Here is an 18,997-nt window from a genome sequence, read left to right on the forward strand (position 1 = left end):
TCGGCGACGGCCGAAACCGTTGACCGGCCGGCAGCCGTGGCCGACTCTGCTGGCGTGGCGGTCGGGCAGAGACGGGGGCAGCGGTGCGGCGTACGGGTTTGATCATGGGTCTGGTGTGCGGACTGCTGCTGGCCGGATGTGGCGGTGAGCCGGCGCCGGCCCAGCGGTTCGTGGCGGGCGACCACACGCTGACGCTCGACGTCGGTGGCAGACAACGCTCCTACCTGCTGCACGTGCCGCCCGGTTACCGCGCGGACAAGCCGGTGCCGCTGGTCGTCGCGCTGCACTTCTATCCGGGCTCCGGCGCGGCGCTGCGGGACATGATCGGGATGGACGCCAAGGCCGACGAGCACGGGTTCCTGGTCGCGTACCCGGACGGGGTCGCCGGCGGCTTCAACGCGCTGGTCTGCTGCGGCGCCGAGGACGACGTCGCCTTCCTCCGGGCGCTGACCGCGCGGCTGATCACCGACTGGCGGGCCGACCCCGCCCGGGTGTACGCCACCGGCATCTCCAACGGCGCCGACATGAGCTTCCGGGCCGCGGTCGAGGCGACCGGGGTGTTCGCCGCGATCGGGGCGGTGAGCGGCGGGTTCGGTGGCCCCCGGGTGCAGGCGGCCGGCTTCGCTCCGGACGAGCCGGTCTCGGTGGTGACCATCATCGGCGCCCGGGACCAGTACTACGACGTCTTCCAGGCCGGCTTGAAGACCTGGCGCGAGCGCCTGCGCTGCCGGCCCGTCGAGGCCCCGCCGGGTGGTGCGAAAACCGTGACCCGGTCCAGCGCCCGCTGCGCCGACGGCAGCGACGTCGAGGTGTACGTCGTCACGGACATGGGACATTCCTGGCCCGGAGCGAAACAGGGGCAGCTGGCCCTGCCCGGAGCGCCGATCGTGGCGACGGACATCCTCTGGGACTTCTTCGCCGCCCATCCCCGCCTCGGCGCCTGACGACGCCCCTACAGCTGCGCCGCCGTGCGGACGAGCGCGGCGACCGCCCGGGAGCGGCTGTGCGCGGGCCAGGCCAGCACGGTGGTGACCGGCGAGGAGTCGGTCAGCGGGATGGCGGCGTGCGCGCCCCACAGCCACGAGCGGGCGGAGGCACAGATGACCGCCATGGTGTGCCCGAGGGCGATCAGCTGGGCCAGCTGCGACAGGTCGTGGATCTCGGGGCCCGGGCCGGCCTCGTACGTGCCGTCCTGGCGGGGCCACCGGGCGACCGGCAGATCCGGCACGTCCTCGAGGTCGGCCATGAGCAGCGAGGTGCGCGCGGCCAGCGGATGCGCGGCGGGCACGACGGCGACCTGCTGCTCGGTCAGCACGTCCTCGGTGTCGAACCCGGCGAGGGCGTCGAAGGGCCGCTGCATGAACGCCACGTCGGCGCGCCCGTCGCGCAGCATCCGCGCCTGGTCGCCCATGCCGCACAGCACCACGTCGATCTCGGCGGCGTCCGGTTCGGCGGCGTGCGCGTCGAGCAGCTTGCGCAGCAACTCGTGGTTCGCTCCGGCCTTGGTCGCGAGCGTCAGGCGGTTGGTGGAGGCCGCGGCGCGACGGGTACGGCGGGCTGCCGCCTCGGCGCTGTCGAGGATGGCGCGGGCCTCGTCGAGCAGCACCTGACCCGCGCCGGTGAGCGTGACGCCGCGGCGGTCGCGGTCCAGCAGTCGCACCCCGAGGCGGCGTTCGAGCTGCTGGATGGCCCGCGACAGCGGCGGCTGGGCGATGCCGAGGCGCTCGGCCGCCCGGCTGAAGTGCAGCTCCTCGGCGACCGTGACGAAGTACTTCAGCTCGCGGGTCTCCAGCGTGTCCACCGCGCAACGATACTGCGGTGATACCGGTGGGGTATGACAGCGAACCGCAATGGTGTAAGGGCGGGCCGGAGCGCCGAGCGAACATCGGCGTCATGAGCGACAAGCAGACCGCGCTGGTGACCGGCGCGAACAAGGGACTCGGGTACGAGATCGCCGCCGGGCTGGGCGAGCGGGGCTACCGCGTGGCGGTGGGTGCCCGCGACCGGGCCCGGGGCGAGGCGGCGGTGCAGAAGCTCCAAGCCGCCGGCGTGGACGCTTTCGCGGTCGCGCTGGACGTCACCAGTGACCGCAGTGTGACCGAGGCGGCGGAACTGATCGCGCGCCAGGAAGGGCGGCTGGACGTTCTCGTCAACAACGCCGGCATCTCGGGGGAGACCGGACCGGGGTGGGTGCAGGATCCGACGACCCTCGACCTGGAGGTCGTCCGCGAGGTCGTGGAGACCAACGTGTACGGCGTGATCCGGGTGACCAACGCGCTGCTGGCGCTGCTGCGGCGCTCGCCCTCGCCGCGCATCGTCAACGTCTCCAGCAGCGTCGGATCGCTGACGTGGCAGTCGGATCCGGCCGTCGACGTCGGCCCGGTCATGGCCGCCTACTCGCCCACCAAGACGTACCTCAATGCCGTCACCGTGCACTACGCCCGGCAGTTCGCCGGCACGGGCATCCTCATCAACGCCGCCTGCCCGGGCCTGGTCGCGACCGACTTCACGGGCTTCTCCGGCCGGCCGGCCGGGGAGGCGGCGGCGACGCCGGTCCGGCTCGCCACCCTGCCCGACGGCGGCCCGACCGGCTCCTTCTTCAACGACGACGGTGTCGTGCCCTGGTGACGCGAGTGGCGCGGCGGCCCGGAGGCCGCCGCGCCACGAGGTGCGGTGTCAGGAGATGGTCGGCATCAGCTTGTGCGGCAGCTGATCGTCGGCCAGGTCCAGTTGCCGTTCGCCATCACCGTCACACCGAAGTTGTTGCCGTTGCCGTTCGGTCTGGCGGTGACGCTTCCGCTGGTGCCGGTGACCGCGGCGTTCCAGCTGTTCTGAATGCTCTGCCCGTTGTTCATGTTGAGCGTGACGGTCCAGTTGCTGGCGTTGCTGACCGCGACGTTGAGGTTGAAGCGGTCACCGAACTGCTCGCCGGCCGAGATCGTCGCGGTGCAGTTGCCGCCCGGGTTGTTGGGCGGCGGGGTGGTCGGGTTACCCGGGTTGCCGGGGTTGGAGCCGCCGCCCTCGCTGACGGTGATGTCGGAGCTGCCGCTGCTCTGGTAGCCCTCGGTCGCCATGATCTGGTAGTCGTGCCGGCCGAGGTTCAGGCCGGCGCGGGCCCAGGCGTCGAAGTGGTTGCCGACGGTGATGGTGCCACTGCTGCGCTTCTGCTGGCGGACGCTCCAGAACTGGTAGAACGTCGAGTTGTTGCCCTCGATCGACGGCTTGTTGACCCGCTGGCTGCGCAGGATGTCGTAGGTGCCGCCGTCGGTCGTGACCGTGCCCAGCCGGGTGGCGCCGCTGCTCGGGTTGTAGCTGCCGAAGTTCTCGACGATGTAGTACTCGATGAGCGGGCTGCGCGTCCATCCGTACAGGGCGAGGTAGGTGTTGTTGTTACCCGGGTTGTAGCTGCCCGAGTAGGTGACCGTCCGGCGGCTGCCGGTGGCCCAGCCCTTGCCGCCGACCCAGTTGTTGGTGCTGTTGCCCCATCGGCTGGAGTAACGGCCGTTCTCGCGCAGCGTCATGCTGGCGTCGCCGCTGTCCTTCCAGAACGAGAAGTAGTAGCCGTTGTGGGTGCCGACGGTGTTCGAGCTGACGGTGCGGTCGGCCTCGGCGAATGCGCTGGGGGCGGCGATCACCGTGCCGCCGGTGGCCAGCACTGCGGCGCACGCGACGCCGAGGAGCATGCGCATGCGCCGTCTCCTCGGTGGGGTGGGGATGTCGTTCATGTAGGTGCTTCCTCCTCGTGACGGCACGCGATGGTGGGACCGGTCGTCCTGCACGACCGGGGGGAGTGGTCGCGGGTCGTTCGACGGTTATTGAGCTCCGTCGATGGCGACGGTAGGCGGCCGGTCGACCACTTGTCAAAACTTTTCCGAAACATTCCGGAAACTTGTTCGCGCCGACGGACTTACCGCAGGTGAAGCGTTCTGCTGGCCAGTACTCCCCAGCTCACCGAGCCGGCGCTGAGGCCGTCACCTCGGCGCGCCGGTCAAAGGATCATCGATCCGGACATGAGCTGGCGAAAGATCCGGGGTTCTTCCGGATGGCGCTAGGCGGGAGCGAGCACGGCCCGCCGGGACCGGGACGCCGGACGGTGCCGGAGGGCCGGCGCCAGATGACGTACGGCGCCGGCCCGCACGACGGCGACGGCGGTCTCCTGCCGCAGGCTGTCCCGGGTGGCGACGGCGAGGCGGGCATCGTGCCGGGCCGCCTTCTCGGCCATGACCGCCCGCTGGTGGAGGGCCCGCCGATGCGCGGCCACGGCCTGCTGCACGGCGCGTTCCTGCTCGACCGGGTGCAGCCACGGATTCCAGCCACCGTGCCCGGCGAGCGCCTCAGCCGCGGCGCCGGCCGGCAGGTCACCGCGGTCGACGGCGGCGCCGAGCGCCCGGTGCAGGAAGCGCTCGCGGTCGGCGTACTCGGCCGGGGTGCGGGCGGCCGGCATCGCGAAGGCGGACGCGGCCCGCAGGACCGCCAGCCGCTGCTCGGCGTCCTGCCACTCCTGCCACGCGGTGGCCGTGTGCTCCTCGCTCTGCCGGCAGTGCTCGCGCCACTGGGACGCCACCCGGGCGGCGCGTCCGGCCGCCACGACCAGCTCGTCGGCGTAGCGCACGGCGTGCTCGGCATCCCGCCGGCGCCGGGCCCGCTGCTCGCGCCGGCGGCGCAGATACGGCACGGCGTCCAGCACCACCAGATGGGGATCCCGTACGCCGTCGACACCGGCCAGCGCCAGCACCGACAGGGTGGCCGCCAGCAGCAACGTCACCCAGATCGCCAGCGGGGCCGGCTCGGTCAACAGCATTTCCGCTACCACGTTCATGGTCAGAGAAGTCCCTCGATAGGTGCGGGAGTCGATGGGTCGGCAGCGCACTGCGGCCCACGGCCGGGGCAGACGGGAACGCCCGGCTAGAGGGCGGGAAGCAGGACTACCGGGGGCGGACCGCTGCCCGCCCGGGCGGATCGTCAGACAGACACGGCGGGCGGCGCACGGGCGGCGCGGACCGCGACCACCAGCTGCGTGCGCAGAACGCGCGTACGGCAGGCGGCGAGAGGATCACGGTGGACGACTTCCACCGGTGCGGGCAGCGGCTCGGCCGCCGCGGCGACATGCTCGGCCGCGGCGTCGCTGTGCCAGGTCGCCCCGGCGGACGCGATGGTGCCGGGACCAGCCTGGTCGACGGTGAGCGGCGGTGCCGAGAGCCCGGCGATCAAGGCCAGCAGAATTGCCAGCAGAGCGGGCAACGAGGGCCGCGTACCGCGGGTCGCCTCCGTCGCCATGATCTCAAGGTACGGTCCCGGCCTGCGCGGGGGAGGCGACACGCGCGGCCGCATCAGCCGTTCGTGGACCTCCGCGTCCGCTCCCGGCCTGGTCAGGCGGGCCGGGTCAGCCCCTCGGCGGTGGCGGCGATCATGCGGGTGAGCGTGGGCCGGAACGGCGGGAAGACGCGAGCGATCTCGGGCTCGCGCTCGTAGAGCTCGCGCAGCGCCTGCGGGGGCCGGGTCAGGGGGAACAGCTTGGCCACGAAGGCGCTGGCCGCCATGACCAGGGCGGCACCGTCCGTCGGGGGCATCGGCGGGCACGCCGTGGCGATGCCCCGGCCGAGCCGCATGTAGGTGTCGATCGCCCACAGCTTGTACTCGCGCAGCACCGCCATGGAAACGTTGTGTTCCAGCATCGTCTCCGCGTGCGTGGTCAGGTCGCAGTACAGCGGCCGGTCGGCGTACGCGTCGGCGAGGGCCGAAGCCGTCGCGGCGGTGCCCACCGCGCCCTGCAGCGCGGCACCCACGGCGGCCGCCCAGTCCGCACCTTCCTGCATGGTGAGCCGCAGGTAGATCTCTTCCCGGGTGCCGAAGTAGCGCAGCACGTTGGACTTGGCCAGCCCCACCGCCGTACCGATGTCACCGAGGCTGACCCAGGCGACCCCGGAGCGCTGCGCGAGCTCGGCGGCGGCGCCGAGGATCGCCTCGCGCCGCTGGTCCTTCTGGTCCGGGCGCCGGGCCCGCTGGAATGGCGCCTGCATGCCAGGAATCTAGCCGACGCCGTAGCGGAACGACGTTCTCTTGTTAACGGTACGGCGTTCTGTTAGCGTCTCGGCCGGATCGATCAACCCCCTGATCGGAGTGATGGATGACCCCCGCCGGTACCGGCCTCGCCCAGACCGTGGACGCCTTCGTGGCCGCCTTCAACGAGCCCGAACCCGACCTGGACAAGGTGATGTCGTTCTTCGCCGACGACGCCACGTACCTGCCCGGCAAGAAACCCGAGCGCCGTGGCCTGGCAGCCATCCGGGCCGAGTTCGCACCGCAGTTCGCGGGCCGTTTCGGCGCCATGACCTTCGACGTGTACGACCGCGTGATCGACGAGCCGCACCGCCGCGCCACGATCCGGTGGGTGTGCCGGCTGGACCTCACCGGCGCGCACGGGCGCCGGGCCATGCCGATGCTGCGCTGGTTCGCCCGCGCCCGCTACGGCGGACGGGTGCAGTGGCACGGCCTGGACGTGTTCCATTTCGCCGCGGACGGGCGCATCAGCGGCAAGTTCACCTATGCGACGTTCCGCCTGCCCCGGTGGGAGGCGGGTGACGGCGCGCGACAGTGAGCGACCGCCGAGCCCGAGAGCTCGGCGGTCGCAGGGGGACGAGGCCGTCAGTGCGAGTCGGTGCCCGGCTCGGCCGTGGTCCCGTCCTTCGTCCCGGTCGTGGTCTTGTCCTTGGCCGCGAGACGGGTCCCGGCCGGGGTCTCGTCTTCGGCCTTGAGACGGGTCCCGGCCGCGGTCTCGTCCTCGGCCTTGAGACGGGTCCCCGCCGGGGTCTCGTCCTTGGCCTCGTGATGGGGTCCGGCCGGGGTCTCGTCGGCCTCGTGCCCGGTCCCGTGTGCGGCCTTGCGGCGGTGCACCGTAACGGTCATGACCGCCACGATCAGCGCGCCGACGATCAGCCCGAGGATGGCGCTGGCCACCGTGTTGACCAGCCAGCCGACGAGCCCGCCGAGCGCGCCCGTGGCGTCGTGGGCCGCTTCCTCCACGTGGTGCACGGCGTCGTAGAGCACGTGCAGGCCGAGCTCGTCCGTGCCCACCAGCAGGATGTGCCCGCCGACCCACAGCATCGCGGCGGTGCCGAGCACCGTCAGGCCGGTGAGGACCAGGGGCATGGCCTTCACCAGGCCGCGGCCGAACGCGGCGACGGCTCCGGAACTCTGCGACAGGCGCAGCCCGGCGTCGTCCATCTTGACGATCAGGGCCACCGCGCCGTACACCGCGACGGTCATCACGATCGCGACGACGGCCAGGATGGCCAGGCGCGACCAGAACGGCTCGTCGATCACCTCGTTCAGGGTGATGACCATGATCTCCGCCGACAGGATCAGGTCGGTGCGCACCGCCCCGGACACCAGCGTCTTCTCGTCCGGTGTCCCCTGCTCGCCGGCGCCGTGGGCGTCGTGGTGGGCGATCCTGGCCCACACCTTCTCCGCGCCCTCGTAACACAGGTAGGCGCCGCCGAGCATGAGGATCGGGGTGAGCAGCCACGGCACGAACTGGCTGAGCAGCAGCACGGCCGGCAAAATGATGAGGAACTTGTTGCGCAGTGACCCCAGGGCGATCCGTTTGATGATCGGCAGCTCGCGTTCGGCCGCCAGGCTCCGGACGTACTGCGGCGTCACCGCGGCATCGTCGATGACGACGCCCGCTGCCTTGGCGCCGGCCTTCGCGGCGGCCACCCCGACGTCATCGATCGACGCGGCGGCCGCGCGGGCCAGCACCGCCACGTCGTCCAGCAGGGCTACGAGTCCACCGGCCAAGAGAAGTTCCTTCCGAAGCTGAGCTGCGAGCGTGTCGGGTTCATTCTCGCCCACGTCCCCGCGCGCGGCATGCCGCCGTCCGGCAACTCGTTCTGTTCGTGCTGGTAAGCGCTGTCATCTGCGGGTCTGCGACAGCTCTGACCGCCCCGCCGGGCCGCCCGGGAGCGACAGCCCGATCGGGGGCAAGGTTCGAGCCCCCGTCGCGTCAGCCGGCCGGGACTGCCTCCGGCCCGTACCCCGCCGCAGGCGCAGTGCGACGCGGTGCGGGAAGGAACCGGCTGAGCTCCCCGGCCCGGACGGCGGCGGCGCGCGCCTCGTGGCGCAGGCTGCCGGCGTCGCGATGGGCCCGCTCGGCGTCGTGCCGCGCGGCCCGCTCCGCGGCGACCGCCTGCTCGTAGCGCTGCCGCAGCCACGCGGCCGACGCCCGCGCGATCACGAGGTCCTGCTCGGCCGGATGCAGCCGGGCGTCCCAGCCGTGCCGGCCGGCCAGCGCGTCGGCCACCGCGGCGGCGGGCAGCTCACCCCGGTCGGCGGCGGCCGCCACGGTACGGTGCAGGTACCGCTCGCGGGCGGCGTACTCCTCGCACGTCCGCACCGGCGAGGACCTGCCCCACGCCGCCGCGGCGAGTGCCGTGCGCACCCGGGAGTCGGCGTCCAGCCACGCCTGCCACGCGGCGTTCCGGTGATCCTCGCTCTGTTCCCACATCCACTGCCATCGCTGCGCGCTGCCGGCGGCATGGTCGGCGGCCGCGCGGATCTCCTCGGCGTACCGGGCCGCCCGCACCGCTTCGTCCGTCCGGGCCCGGCGCTCCTCGTCGCGCCGCCTGGACCGGTCTGCCGGCCGCCTCACCGACCGGGAGCGGCGCAGCGCCGCCAGCCACTCCCGGGCCGCCCGCCGGGGGTGACGGGTGCCGGCCGGGCTGGCCAGCACCAGCAGGGCCGGGAAGGTCAGCAGCATCAGGGTCGCCCAGATCACCGCCGGGGCGGGTTCGGTCAGCAGCATTTCCGCGATCACGTTCATGACAGGGTCCGTCCGTCGATGAGTCCACTCGTGTCGATCTCAGGCTGTGACCACGTCGCGGCGGGCAACCGCCGGTCAGCTGGTCAGCGGGATGCGACGGGCGGCGCGCGGCAACCGCGAGCGCTCGCGGTGGACTGCGCCGCGAGGACGGTGGCGCGGTCGGCGGGCGGCTCGTCGCTCGCCGCGGACTCCGCAGCCGGATCCTCCTGCGTGGACGAGGACGGCACGGCGGCGGCAGGGGCGGCGCAACCGGCGGCCCGCGGTGGTGCGGGGGAGCGCTGCGGGGCCGCGGCCAGCACGAGCACCAGCAGAACGAGGGCGGGCAGCGAACGCAGCAGCACCCCGCGCCGGTCGCTCGTCGCCATGCCTCCACTGTAGCGAGGGTGGCCCCTACCGGCATCAGCACGACGGGCCACCGCCGCAGCGGTGGCCCGTCGATTCGAGAACAGGTGCGGACCTCAGCTCTGGTGGACGCCCCCGCGGCCGTTGACGGCGACGGCCCCGTCGGGGGCGTCGTCCATCGGCGGCCCGGGTGCTGCCGCGGCGGTCCCGGGTGTGGCCGCGACCGGCGCCTCGTCCTCGCCGACGGTCGGCTCGGACTTGAGCCGGCCGCGCCGGGTGCCCCGGATGTCGCGGACGATGATCTGGATGATGCCGGCGACCGGGATGGCCAGCAGCCAGCGTGGCGACGACCGCGCCCAGCGTGGCACCGACCAGGGGGATCAGGTCGGCGAGGCCCACGAACAACGCGATCAGCCCCGCGTACGGCACCCCCATGATCGCCGGCACCGCGTAGGTGAGGCTGCCGCAGATGATGCTGATCAGCAGGTTGCCGGTGATGTAGCCGGTGACGACCTTCGGCGCCTCCAGCACCATCAGGTACGAGGGCACGAAGATGGTCACGATCCCCGCGACGCTGGTGGCCGCCCCGCGCAGCACAGCCAGCGTGGGAGCGCCCAGGCGGCCGGCGTACTCGCGGAACCGGTCGTCGTTGTTCCGCGCGTACTCGAGCAGGTTGAACCGTTCGATCAGGCCGCCGACCGGTCCGCGCCCGGCCCGGGCGTCCTCCACGATCTTCGGGAAGCCGGCCACCACCTGTGTGCCCTCGGCGCTGGACCCACCCGGAGCGTCAAACAGGACGACTTTGTGGACAGGCTTCACGTAACCGAAACCTTGACATCACAATTGTGACCGTTAACATCGACCGATATATCTACATGGCTCGATAGAGCAGCGTCGTCCGACCTCCCTTCCCCCAGTCCGGTGAGGCGCGACGCGACGAGCCACCACCGTTCCCCGAGGAGACGCATGTCCAGCACACGCACGAAGACTGTCCGGCGCAGCGCGCTCGCCTGCGCTATGGCCGCCACGCTGGTCGCCGGCGTCGCGGTCGCGGTCAATGCCCAGGCCGCCACCGCGCCGGCGGTGCCGCTGGCCGCCGCCACGCCGACCGTCCCCCCGGCGGCCTATCCGAGGCCGGGCGCCGTCACCGGTGACATCGGCGCCCACGACCCGACCATGGTGAAGACGCCGAGCGGCAGCTACATCGTGGCGCACACCGGAGACAACATCGCGTTGAAGACCTCCACCGACCGTACGGCGTTCCGCAACGCCGGCGCGGTGTTCCCCGGTGGGGCGCCGTGGACCACCACCTACACCGGCGGCAGCCGCAACCTGTGGGCCCCCGACATCTCGTACCACAATGGTCGTTACTGGCTGTACTACTCGGCCTCGTCGTTCGGCTCGAACCGCTCCGCGATCTTCCTGGCCACCAGCACCACCGGGGCCTCCGGCTCGTGGACCAACCAGGGCCTGGTGATCGAGTCCCGCACGTCGGACAACTTCAACGCCATCGACCCGAACCTCCTGGTGGACAGCTCGGGCAGATGGTGGCTGAGCTTCGGCTCCTTCTGGTCCGGCCACAAGCAGGTCGCCCTCGACCCCGCCACCGGTAAGCGCTCGGACAGCACCATCCGCAGCATCGCCGGCCGCAACGGCGGGGCGATCGAGGCGCCGTTCATCTTCAAGCACGGCTCGTACTACTACCAGTGGGTCTCCTTCGACCGCTGCTGCCAGGGCGCCGCCAGCACCTACCGGATCATGGTGGGCCGTTCGACCAGCCCGAACGGGCCGTTCGTGGACCGCAACGGCGTCAACCTGAACAACGGCGGTGGCACCCAGGTGCTGGCCGGGCACGGCAGCATCCACGGCCCCGGCCACCAGGCCGTGCTCGCCGACACCGACGCCGAGGTCCTCGTCTACCACTACTACACCAACAGTGGTGCCGCGAACCTCGGCCTCAACCTCATCGGCTACGACACGGCCGGCTGGCCGTTCGTCTACTGAGGGCAGGAATATTCCGATGCGCAGAAGACTCCTGATCGGCGCCGTGGTCGCGCTGCTCGCCGCGGCGGGTACGGCAGTGGTCATGCCGGCCGCCGAGGCCGCCACGGTGCAACCGAACGTGTCCTACGTCCTGGTCAACCGCAACAGCGGCAAGGCCCTCGACGTCTACAACCTGGCCACCACCGACGGCGCGGCCATCAACCAGTACACCCGCAACGACGGTGCCTGGCAGCAGTGGCGTTTCCTGGACTCCGGCGGCGGCTGGTACCGGGTGCAGTCGGTGCACAGCGGCAAGGTCCTCGATCTGCCCAGCAGCACCGACGGCATCCAGCTCGTGCAGAACGCCGACCGCAACGACGCCCGGCAGCAGTTCCGGCTGGCCGACTCCGCCGGCGGTTACGCCCGGCTGATCAACCGGTCCAGCGGCAAGGCGGTCGAGGTCTGGGAGTGGAGCACCGCCGACGGCGCGATGGTCTCGCAGTACCAGGACCTCGACGGCGCGAACCAGCAGTGGCAGCTCGCCGCTCTCGGTGGCGGTGCTGCCGGTACCTTCACCAACCCGATCAAGCGCAACGGCCCGGACCCGTGGCTGCAGTACCACAACGGGTTCTACTACCTGGCCACCACGACGTGGAACTCCACCATCACGATGCGCCGGTCAGCGACCCTGGCCGGTCTGGCCACCGCACCCGACCAGGTCATCTTCAACCTGGCCGGCCGGGCCAACGGCTGCTGCAACATGTGGGCGCCGGAGTTCCACCTGCTCAACGGTCCGAACGGCAACCGCTGGTACTTCTACTACACCGCCGGGCAGAACGTCTCCGACTACAACCCGACGCAGCGACTGCACGTGCTCGAATCGGCCGGTACGGACCCGATGGGTCCGTACACCTTCAAGGCCGACCTCGGCAATGACTGGGCCCTGGACGCCAGCGTCCTGAAGGTCGGCTCGAGCCTCTACATGATGGCGACCTACGGCGGTGACGGCGCCGGGCAGAGCAACTTCATCCAGCGCCTGAGCAACCCGTGGACCCTGACCGGCTCCCGGGCCCGGTTGAGTTCGCCGACGCTGAGCTGGGAGCGGCAGACCGGCGCGGTCAACGAGGGACCCGAACCGCTCTACCACGACGGCAAGGTGATGGTGGTCTACTCGGCCTCGGCCTGCTGGGGGCCCGACTACAAGCTGGGCCTGCTCACGCTGACCGGCACCGATCCGATGAACCCCGCGCACTGGACCAAGAAGTCGACCCCGGTCTTCCAGCGCAGCGACGCCAACGGCGTGTTCGCCCCCGGCCACAACGGCTTCTTCAAGTCACCGGACGGCACCGAGGACTGGATCGTCTACCACGCCAACGATTCCGCGTCCGGCGCCTGCGACATGAACCGCTCCACCCGGGCGCAGAAGTTCACCTGGAACGCCGACGGCACGCCCAACTTCGGCACTCCGGTGCGGCTGGGCACCACGCTGCCCGCACCCTCGGGGGAGTGACGACGCGGATGAGCTAGCGGGCTGCCTTCACGGCGCTGACCGCCAAGGTCGTGTACTGCATCGTGAAGCGCCCGCCCAGCTCGTCGATCGCGGCGCCGACCGCCGCCAGGATGCCGGCCGTCTTGTCGGAGGGCAGCCGGGTGAGGCCACCGGTCGTGGGGAGCAGGGCCAGCCATTCGTCGCGGGTGTACGGCCGCTCCCACTCGAACTGCCACTGCTCGGGCTCGGTGAACTGCCGGGTCTCGTGGATCGTGGTGGCGATCCCGGCGTAGCCGGCCCGGTACGCGTCGATCGCGGACCGGGCCGGCATCCTGCTGCCCAGGGGCGAGTCCGGTACGGCTCTGCGGTACGCCTCGGCGAACGGCTCGGCCACCGCGGCGGGCGGCTCGAAGACATGACCGAAGATCGCCAGGCGGCCGTGCGGGCGCAACACCTGGGCGGCTTTGCGCGCGCCGGCCGCCGGGTCGATCCAGTGCCACGACTGGGCGGCGGTCACCGCGTCGAACGTCCGGCCGGCCGGCTGCCAGGCCTCGAACGTGGCGACCTCGACGCGCAGACCGCCGGCCCGGGCGAACTCCGCCATCCGGGGGTCGGGTTCGACGCCGAGCACCTCGCAGCCGGCGGCCCGGAACTGGCGGGCCGCGATGCCGGTGCCGGTGCCCACGTCGAGCAGGCGGGGCCCGGGACTGCCGGTGACGACCCGGCTGATGAGGGGGTCGGGGTAGCTGGGGCGGGCCTGGTCGTAGAGTCGTGCGTCCGTACCGAACGACTCGGCCATCGGCCGGGTCGTGTGCAGCTCCGCGGGCAGCTCGGGCGGTAAGGTGGGCATGTGCCCACCCTAGTGGGCGCATGCCCACTAAGCAACGTCTGGGAAGGACCACGCGTGCCCACTGGGGTGCATCTGCGCGATGCGCGGCAGCAGCTGTTCGACGCCGCCGAGCGCGTTCTGCTGCGCGCCGGGCCCGGCGGGCTGACCAGCCGGGCGGTCACGGACGAGGCGGGGTGCGCCAAGGGGGTCCTGCACCGGCACTTCAGCGACTTCGACGCGTTCCTCGCCGAGCTGGTGCTCGACCGGGCCGCGCAGCTGGAGAGCCAGGCGGAGGCGCTGCGGGAGTCGGCCGGCACCGGCACCCCGGCCGACAATCTCACCGCCGCGCTGACCATGCTGTTCGGGCCGGTGCCGCTGGCGATCATCCCGCTCATCACCTTCCGCGACGAGCTGCGCGCGCGGCTGCGGCAGGCCCGCCCCGGCGGCGGCATCGCGATCCTGGCCCAGGTGACGACCGCGGTCTCGGCCTACCTGGCCGACGAGCGCGACCGGGGCCGCATCGCGGCCGACGCCGACCTCGAGTCCCTCACCCTGTCGCTGGTCGGCGGCGGGCACCTGCTGTTCACCGACCGCGATCCGGGCCCGCCGACCACGGCAGCCGTGCACAGGTTCGTGACCTCCGTGCTCGCCGACGTGGTGCAACGCCGGCCGCGGAGCTGAAGAACAAGGTTCAAGGGTCCGGCCGGAACCACGGCACCGATCCGCCCGACTCTGTTCAAGGTGCAGAGCGCGGTGCGGACGTCAGTCCTGATGGTGGCAGCGGCCGGTGCGGCCGTGGTGGTCCTGATCGCGTCGCTGCGGTTCGGCGGAGCGGTGGACGGATCCGTGCTGCCGGGTATCCCGGGTCCGGGCACGCTCACCGTGTGGGCACTGCCGGCGCTGACGATGCTGGCGACCGTCCTCGGTGTGCTGACGGTCGGCCTGACCGTCACCGCGGCCTTTCTGCTGCCCGGCGACGGTCCGAGCGTGGCGGCTCACGGCTGGCTGCTGCTGCGCCGGTCGACGTGGCCGGCGCTGCTGGGGGCGGCCACCTGTCTGCTGCTGATCGTCGTCACCGTCTCCGATCTGCTCGGCGTGCCCGTCGCGCGGCTGAGCCGGCCGGCGGTGGCCGGCTTCGCGTTCTCCATCGCCCAGGGGCAGGCGCTGCTGCTGCAGGCCGGGCTGGGCCTGCTGGTGGCCGTGCTGAGCCGGGCCGGGGTGTCGCGCGGCCTGGCCGCGGTCACCGCCGGGCTGGCGATGGCGGCGCTGCTGCCGCCGGCCTTCACCGGCCATTCCGCCGGGGCGGGGGACCATCAGCTCGCGGTGACGAGCCTGGCGCTGCACATTCTCGCGGCGTCGCTCTGGGTGGGCGGATTGGCCGGTCTGCTGCTGGTACGCCGCCACCGCCGTTTCGCCGAGACCGCCTCCCGGTACAGCCGCCTGGCCCTGGCCTGTTTCGTGGCGACGGCGGTCAGCGGCGGGGCCAACGCGGCGGTGCGGCTGGGCGGCTGGCCGGCGCTCGGCACCTCCCGGTACGGGTTCCTGGTGCTGCTCAAGGTCCTGGCCCTGCTGGCGGTCGGGGTGATCGGCGCCGTGCACCGCCGCCGTACCCTGCCCGCGCTGCGCTCGGGTGCCCCGGGGGCGTTCCTGCGCCTGGCCGGCGGTGAGCTGCTGGTGCTGGCGGCGGCGGCCGGGCTGGCGGTGGGCCTGTCGCGGAGCCCGGCCCCGGTGCCCGAGATCGCGGTCGACCCGGATCCGCTGGTGGAGCTGCTCGGCTTCGACCAGCCCGGCCCGGTCACCGTGGCCCGGCTGCTCACCGACCCGCTCCCGGACATGGTCTTCCCGGTGGTCGTCGCGGTCGGCATCGTCGCCTATCTGGCCGGGGCGCGCCGGCTGCGCCGGGCCGGGCACGCCTGGCCGGCGAGCCGCACCGCGTCCTGGGTGGGCGGGATGCTGCTGCTGGGCGCGATGACCGGCCTGGGCGTGGCGCGGTACGCGTACGTGCTGGTCAGTGTGCACCTGGTGCAGCACGTCGTGCTGGCCACGGCCGTGCCGATCCTGCTCGTCGGCGGCGCCCCGGTCACCCTGGCCCTGCGGGCGTTGCGCCGTCCGGCGGACCCGCAGGTGCGCGGCCTGCGGGAGTGGCTGGTGCTGACACTCCGGAGCCGCTTCCTGCGGTTCGTGAGCCACCCGCTGGTCGCGCTGGCCGTCTTCGTCATCAGCCTGCACGGGCTGTACCTCACCGGTCTGCTCGGCCCGCTGATGCGCTACCACCTCGGGCACATCGCGATGCTGGCGTCCTTCGTGGTCGCCGGGCTCGTGCTGTTCCGGGCGCTCCTCGGCGGGGAGCCGGGCCGCCGCCGCGTGCATCCGGCTCTGCTCGTGGTGGTCCACCTGCTGGCCGTGGCGGCGCAGGCCGTGCTCGGGCTCGTGCTGCTGCGGTCCACCACCGTGATCGCCGCGGACTGGTACACCGCCGTGCACCCCGGGTGGGCGCCGTCGCTGCTCGCCGACCAGCGCCTCGGGGCCGGACTGTCCTGGATGGCCGGGGCCCTGCCCGCCGCGGCCGTCCTGCTGCTGCTCGTCCGGCGGTGGATCCACGGAGATCACGTCGCCGGGAACTTCTCTCCGGGGGATCCCGACCAATCCTGTGCAGACCCCAACAAGAGACGGATACCATGTCAAACCCCCTGAACCGTAGCTCCCGGCGTACCCTCGCGGCCGCCTTGCTCGCCGGCACCCTGACCACCCTCGGCCTGGCCGGTTGCGGCGGCAGCGACGCGACCGCCGGCGGTGCGCCGGCGCCCGCGGCCGCGCCGTCGGCCTCGGCGGCCTCGACCGCCCTGACCGTCAAGGACCCGTGGGTCAAGGCCACGAAGGCCGGCGCCATGACCGCCGCCTTCGCGATCCTGGTCAACGACGGCACCACCGACATCACGGTGGTCAGCGCCGAGTCGCCGGCGTCGCCGATGGAACTGCACGAGATGACCGTGCAGGACGGCAAGATGCTGATGCGGCCCAAGCAGGGCGGCTTCGTCATCAAGGCGAAGAGCACCCACGAGCTCTCACCCGGCGGCGACCACCTGATGCTGATGAAGCCGGCCGCGGCGATCGAGGCCGGCGGTGAGGTCACCTTCACCCTGACCCTGGCCGACGGCCGGACCGTGCCGTTCACCGCGATCGCCAAGCCGTTCGCCGGGGCCGGGGAGAGCTACGACCCCGGCATGTCCATGCCCGCCTCCGGCATGCCGATGATGCCGATGCCCAGCTCGGCGCCGTGACGCCGCGACCTTCCCCGGTGAGCCGGCGGCGCCTGCTCGCCGGGGGCGCGGTCGCCGGTCTCGGCGCTGTCGCCGCGGTCGCCGCGACCGGGGACCCCGCGGCGGGCCCGGCCGCGGCCTCCGCACCCCTCGACCCGGGTACGGCCACAGTCCCGTTCCACGGTCCCCGCCAGGCCGGGGTGGCCGAGGACCCGCCCGCGCACGCCGCCTTCGTCGCGTTCACCCTGGCCGCCGGCACCGACAAGCGCGGCCTGGCCCGGATGCTGCGCCTGCTCACCGACGACGCGGCCCGGCTCACCCAGGGTGTCGCGGCGCTCGGCGACACCGACGCCACCCTCGCCGTGCTGCCCGCCCGGTTGACGGTGACCTTCGGTTTCGGGCCCGGCCTGTACCGCGCGGCCGGTCTGCGTTCCCCGGTCGCGGACCTGCCGCCGTTCCGGATCGACCGGCTGCAGACGCGGTGGTCCGGTGGGGACCTGCTGCTGCAGATCTGCGCGGACGACCCGCTCACCGTCGCCCACACCCAGCGGATGCTCATCAAGGACGCCCGCCCGTTCGCGGCGGTGCGCTGGGTGCAGCAGGGTTTCCGGCGCAGCCCCGGCATGCAGGCGCCGGAGCACACCCAGCGCAACGTGCTGGGCCAGCTCGACGGCACCGCCAATCCGCGCGGTCCCGAGATCGAGCCGGCCGTCTGGAATCCCGACGGCTCCACGACCCTGGTGGTCCGGCGGGTCCGGGCCGAGATCGAGAAGTGGGACCTGCTCGCCGTCACCGACAAGGAGAACGCCACCGGCCGGCGCCTGGAGTCGGGTGCACCGCTGAGCGGCTCCCAGGAGCACGACGAGCCCGACTTCACCGCCCTCGACGACGCCGGGCTGCCCAGGATGCCGGACTTCTCGCACGTCACCCGGGCCCGGGTCACCGATCCGGCGCTGAAGATCCTGCGCCGGCCGTACAACTACGACGGGGTGCCCAACGCCCTCGGGCATCCGGACGCCGGGCTGATCTTCGCGGCGTACCAGCGTGACATCGCCCGGCAGTTCGTGCCCATCCAGCAACGCCTCGCGGACCGGGACCTGCTGAACGAATGGATCACCCCGATCGGGTCGGCCGTGTTCGCCGTACCGCCGGGGTGCGCGGAGGGTGGCTGGATCGGCGAGCGGGTGCTCACATGAGGAAGCTCATGCTCACCTTCGCCGCATTCGCCGCCGTGCTGCTGCCGGGGAGCCCGGCCTGGGCGCACGCCGAACTGATCGCCTCGACCCCCGTCCGGGACGCGACGCTCGCCCAGGCGCCCACGGCGGTCACGGTGACCTTCAGCGAACGGCTCAACCCGGAGTTCGCCACGATCGTCGTCAGCGACAGCGCCCGGCGGCGGCTGGCCGCCTCGGCCCCGGTGGTCGACGCCGGCTCCGGCACGGTGACGCTCAGCCCACCGCCGGGCAACGGCACCTACACGGTCGCGTACCGCGTGGTGTCGGTGGACGGTCACACGGCGCAGGGCTCGTACACCTTCACCGTCGCCGACCCGGCCCTGCCGGCGGCCCCCACGACCGGACCTCCGGTGGCCGCGCCGGCCGGGTCCGGCGGTTTGCCGACCGGGCCGCTGATCGGGCTGGGAGTGTTCGTCGCGGCGATCACGCTCCTCGGGTACGTGTCATGGCGACGTCACCGGCGCGGTGAAAGTCAGTGACTGCCCCGATTCGGGCACCACGGTGACGGCGACGGCGGCGGTGCCGGGTCCTATGGGGACAGACGCCAGGGCCACCCGGTCGGCCACCCGCTGCACCGCGGCCGTCCGGTCGTCGCCCTTGATACTGATCGCCCAGGACCGTACCCGTCCGATGCTGTCACCGGCGCACAGATGCACCAGCGTGGCCGAGCCCGCGCCGGGCTCGGCCCGCAGGCGCAACAGGTGCCCGCCGGCGTACGCCTCGACGGAGGCCCGGGCCGCGCACGGACCGGTGTCCGGCTGTCCGGTGGGCACGCCGGCGAGCAGCAACGTCATAGTGGTGGCCAGCGCGGCCACGGCAACCGTGAATACAGCGCGACCGCGCCGGCCCTGCGCCGACGGCTGCGGCTCCGGCGGTCTCCAGCATTTCACCAGGACGATGCCGTCAGCGCTGTGCCGGGCGACGAACGCGCCACGGCCGGGGGCGCCCCGGCCTCGCCCGGCCCGGCAGTACCGGGTACCGGCCGTGCGCGGTGCCGGGCCGTACCCCTCGGAGCTCATGATCCGATAGTCGTCGGCGGGC

The 18,997-nt window shown here is 72.6% G+C and carries 21 protein-coding genes; 10 read left to right on the forward strand and 11 right to left on the reverse strand.

The genetic code is table 11. The features are described 5' to 3' along the window. Positions 1-104 precede the first annotated feature (104 nt). Entirely contained in the window at positions 105-944 is an 840-nt protein-coding gene (locus Aau02nite_RS11855; RefSeq protein ID WP_246595070.1) for a CE1 family esterase, read from the forward strand. Positions 945-952: 8 nt separating this feature from the next. On the opposite strand, the gene Aau02nite_RS11860 is transcribed toward Aau02nite_RS11855, so the two are convergent. Continuing rightward, positions 953-1,801 (reverse strand): LysR family transcriptional regulator, encoded by an 849-nt coding sequence (locus Aau02nite_RS11860; protein WP_438841124.1) that lies wholly within the window; start codon positions 1,799-1,801, stop codon positions 953-955. Positions 1,802-1,893: 92 nt separating this feature from the next. Between Aau02nite_RS11860 and Aau02nite_RS11865 the strand changes: the two genes are divergently transcribed. Next, the gene (locus Aau02nite_RS11865; RefSeq protein WP_212988425.1) at positions 1,894-2,628 is read left to right on the forward strand and encodes an SDR family oxidoreductase; all 735 of its coding nucleotides are present in this window, start codon (positions 1,894-1,896) and stop codon (positions 2,626-2,628) included. A 65-nt stretch (positions 2,629-2,693) separates the two neighbouring features. Here Aau02nite_RS11865 and Aau02nite_RS11870 read toward each other — a convergent pair whose 3' ends face one another. The 4 genes from Aau02nite_RS11870 to Aau02nite_RS11885 all read right to left on the reverse strand — a co-directional run bounded on the left by Aau02nite_RS11870 (position 2,694) and on the right by Aau02nite_RS11885 (position 6,020). Next, positions 2,694-3,683: a glycoside hydrolase family 11 protein gene (locus tag Aau02nite_RS11870; protein ID WP_246595107.1), complete on the reverse strand. Its 990-nt coding sequence runs from the start codon at positions 3,681-3,683 to the stop codon at positions 2,694-2,696. Between the two features lie 365 nt (positions 3,684-4,048). Further along, on the reverse strand, positions 4,049-4,819 hold the full coding sequence (locus Aau02nite_RS11875) for a hypothetical protein (RefSeq protein WP_212988427.1): 771 nt from the start codon (positions 4,817-4,819) through the stop codon (positions 4,049-4,051). 143 nt (positions 4,820-4,962) lie between these two features. Beyond that, positions 4,963-5,277 carry a hypothetical protein gene (locus Aau02nite_RS11880; protein ID WP_212988428.1) on the reverse strand — a complete coding sequence of 105 codons (315 nt, stop codon included), beginning with the start codon at positions 5,275-5,277 and terminating at the stop codon, positions 4,963-4,965. Between the two features lie 92 nt (positions 5,278-5,369). Then, positions 5,370-6,020, reverse strand: coding sequence for a TetR/AcrR family transcriptional regulator (locus Aau02nite_RS11885; protein ID WP_212988429.1), 651 nt, complete (start codon positions 6,018-6,020; stop codon positions 5,370-5,372). Between the two features lie 107 nt (positions 6,021-6,127). Here Aau02nite_RS11885 and Aau02nite_RS11890 point away from each other — a divergent pair, with 107 nt between their 5' ends. After that, positions 6,128-6,598, forward strand: coding sequence for a YybH family protein (locus Aau02nite_RS11890; RefSeq protein ID WP_212988430.1), 471 nt, complete (start codon positions 6,128-6,130; stop codon positions 6,596-6,598). Positions 6,599-6,645: 47 nt separating this feature from the next. Here Aau02nite_RS11890 and Aau02nite_RS11895 read toward each other — a convergent pair whose 3' ends face one another. From Aau02nite_RS11895 to Aau02nite_RS11910, 4 genes are all read right to left on the reverse strand, one after another. Beyond that, positions 6,646-7,797 carry a DUF808 domain-containing protein gene (locus Aau02nite_RS11895; RefSeq protein ID WP_246595071.1) on the reverse strand — a complete coding sequence of 384 codons (1,152 nt, stop codon included), beginning with the start codon at positions 7,795-7,797 and terminating at the stop codon, positions 6,646-6,648. A gap of 205 nt (positions 7,798-8,002) precedes the next feature. Continuing rightward, positions 8,003-8,818: a hypothetical protein gene (locus tag Aau02nite_RS11900; RefSeq protein WP_212988431.1), complete on the reverse strand. Its 816-nt coding sequence runs from the start codon at positions 8,816-8,818 to the stop codon at positions 8,003-8,005. An 83-nt stretch (positions 8,819-8,901) separates the two neighbouring features. Continuing rightward, a complete protein-coding gene (locus Aau02nite_RS11905) occupies positions 8,902-9,183 on the reverse strand; it encodes a hypothetical protein (RefSeq protein WP_212988432.1) in 282 nt (93 codons plus the stop codon). 34 nt (positions 9,184-9,217) lie between these two features. Then, positions 9,218-9,979 carry an AI-2E family transporter gene (locus tag Aau02nite_RS11910; protein ID WP_212988433.1) on the reverse strand — a complete coding sequence of 254 codons (762 nt, stop codon included), beginning with the start codon at positions 9,977-9,979 and terminating at the stop codon, positions 9,218-9,220. Positions 9,980-10,126: 147 nt separating this feature from the next. Here Aau02nite_RS11910 and Aau02nite_RS11915 point away from each other — a divergent pair, with 147 nt between their 5' ends. Both Aau02nite_RS11915 and Aau02nite_RS11920 read left to right on the forward strand, forming a co-directional pair. Next, positions 10,127-11,164: an arabinan endo-1,5-alpha-L-arabinosidase gene (locus Aau02nite_RS11915; protein ID WP_246595072.1), complete on the forward strand. Its 1,038-nt coding sequence runs from the start codon at positions 10,127-10,129 to the stop codon at positions 11,162-11,164. Between the two features lie 16 nt (positions 11,165-11,180). Further along, entirely contained in the window at positions 11,181-12,653 is a 1,473-nt protein-coding gene (locus Aau02nite_RS11920; RefSeq protein WP_212988434.1) for a family 43 glycosylhydrolase, read from the forward strand. A 13-nt stretch (positions 12,654-12,666) separates the two neighbouring features. On the opposite strand, the gene Aau02nite_RS11925 is transcribed toward Aau02nite_RS11920, so the two are convergent. Next, positions 12,667-13,482, reverse strand: a complete 816-nt coding sequence (locus Aau02nite_RS11925) for a class I SAM-dependent methyltransferase (RefSeq protein ID WP_212988435.1) — start codon at positions 13,480-13,482, stop codon at positions 12,667-12,669. A gap of 54 nt (positions 13,483-13,536) precedes the next feature. Between Aau02nite_RS11925 and Aau02nite_RS11930 the strand changes: the two genes are divergently transcribed. From Aau02nite_RS11930 to Aau02nite_RS11950, 5 genes are all read left to right on the forward strand, one after another. Then, positions 13,537-14,142 carry a TetR/AcrR family transcriptional regulator gene (locus Aau02nite_RS11930; RefSeq protein WP_212988436.1) on the forward strand — a complete coding sequence of 202 codons (606 nt, stop codon included), beginning with the start codon at positions 13,537-13,539 and terminating at the stop codon, positions 14,140-14,142. Positions 14,143-14,214: 72 nt separating this feature from the next. After that, positions 14,215-16,155, forward strand: a complete 1,941-nt coding sequence (locus Aau02nite_RS11935) for a bifunctional copper resistance protein CopD/cytochrome c oxidase assembly protein (protein ID WP_246595073.1) — start codon at positions 14,215-14,217, stop codon at positions 16,153-16,155. Next, complete coding sequence (locus tag Aau02nite_RS11940; RefSeq protein WP_212988437.1) at positions 16,140-16,742, forward strand: copper chaperone PCu(A)C; 603 nt, start codon at positions 16,140-16,142, stop codon at positions 16,740-16,742. Before Aau02nite_RS11935 ends, Aau02nite_RS11940 begins: the two co-directional genes overlap by 16 nt. A 17-nt stretch (positions 16,743-16,759) precedes the next feature. Continuing rightward, positions 16,760-17,917: a Dyp-type peroxidase gene (locus tag Aau02nite_RS11945; RefSeq protein ID WP_212988438.1), complete on the forward strand. Its 1,158-nt coding sequence runs from the start codon at positions 16,760-16,762 to the stop codon at positions 17,915-17,917. Further along, positions 17,914-18,435: a copper resistance CopC family protein gene (locus Aau02nite_RS11950; RefSeq protein ID WP_212988439.1), complete on the forward strand. Its 522-nt coding sequence runs from the start codon at positions 17,914-17,916 to the stop codon at positions 18,433-18,435. The genes Aau02nite_RS11945 and Aau02nite_RS11950 overlap by 4 nt, the downstream gene beginning before the upstream one ends. Here Aau02nite_RS11950 and Aau02nite_RS11955 read toward each other — a convergent pair. After that, positions 18,400-18,975, reverse strand: coding sequence for a hypothetical protein (locus tag Aau02nite_RS11955; RefSeq protein WP_212988440.1), 576 nt, complete (start codon positions 18,973-18,975; stop codon positions 18,400-18,402). The genes Aau02nite_RS11950 and Aau02nite_RS11955 overlap by 36 nt on opposite strands. Between the last annotated feature and the right edge of the window lie 22 nt (positions 18,976-18,997).

This window comes from Actinoplanes auranticolor, assembly GCF_018332655.1.
Classification (GTDB): Bacteria; Actinomycetota; Actinomycetes; order Mycobacteriales; family Micromonosporaceae; genus Actinoplanes; species Actinoplanes auranticolor.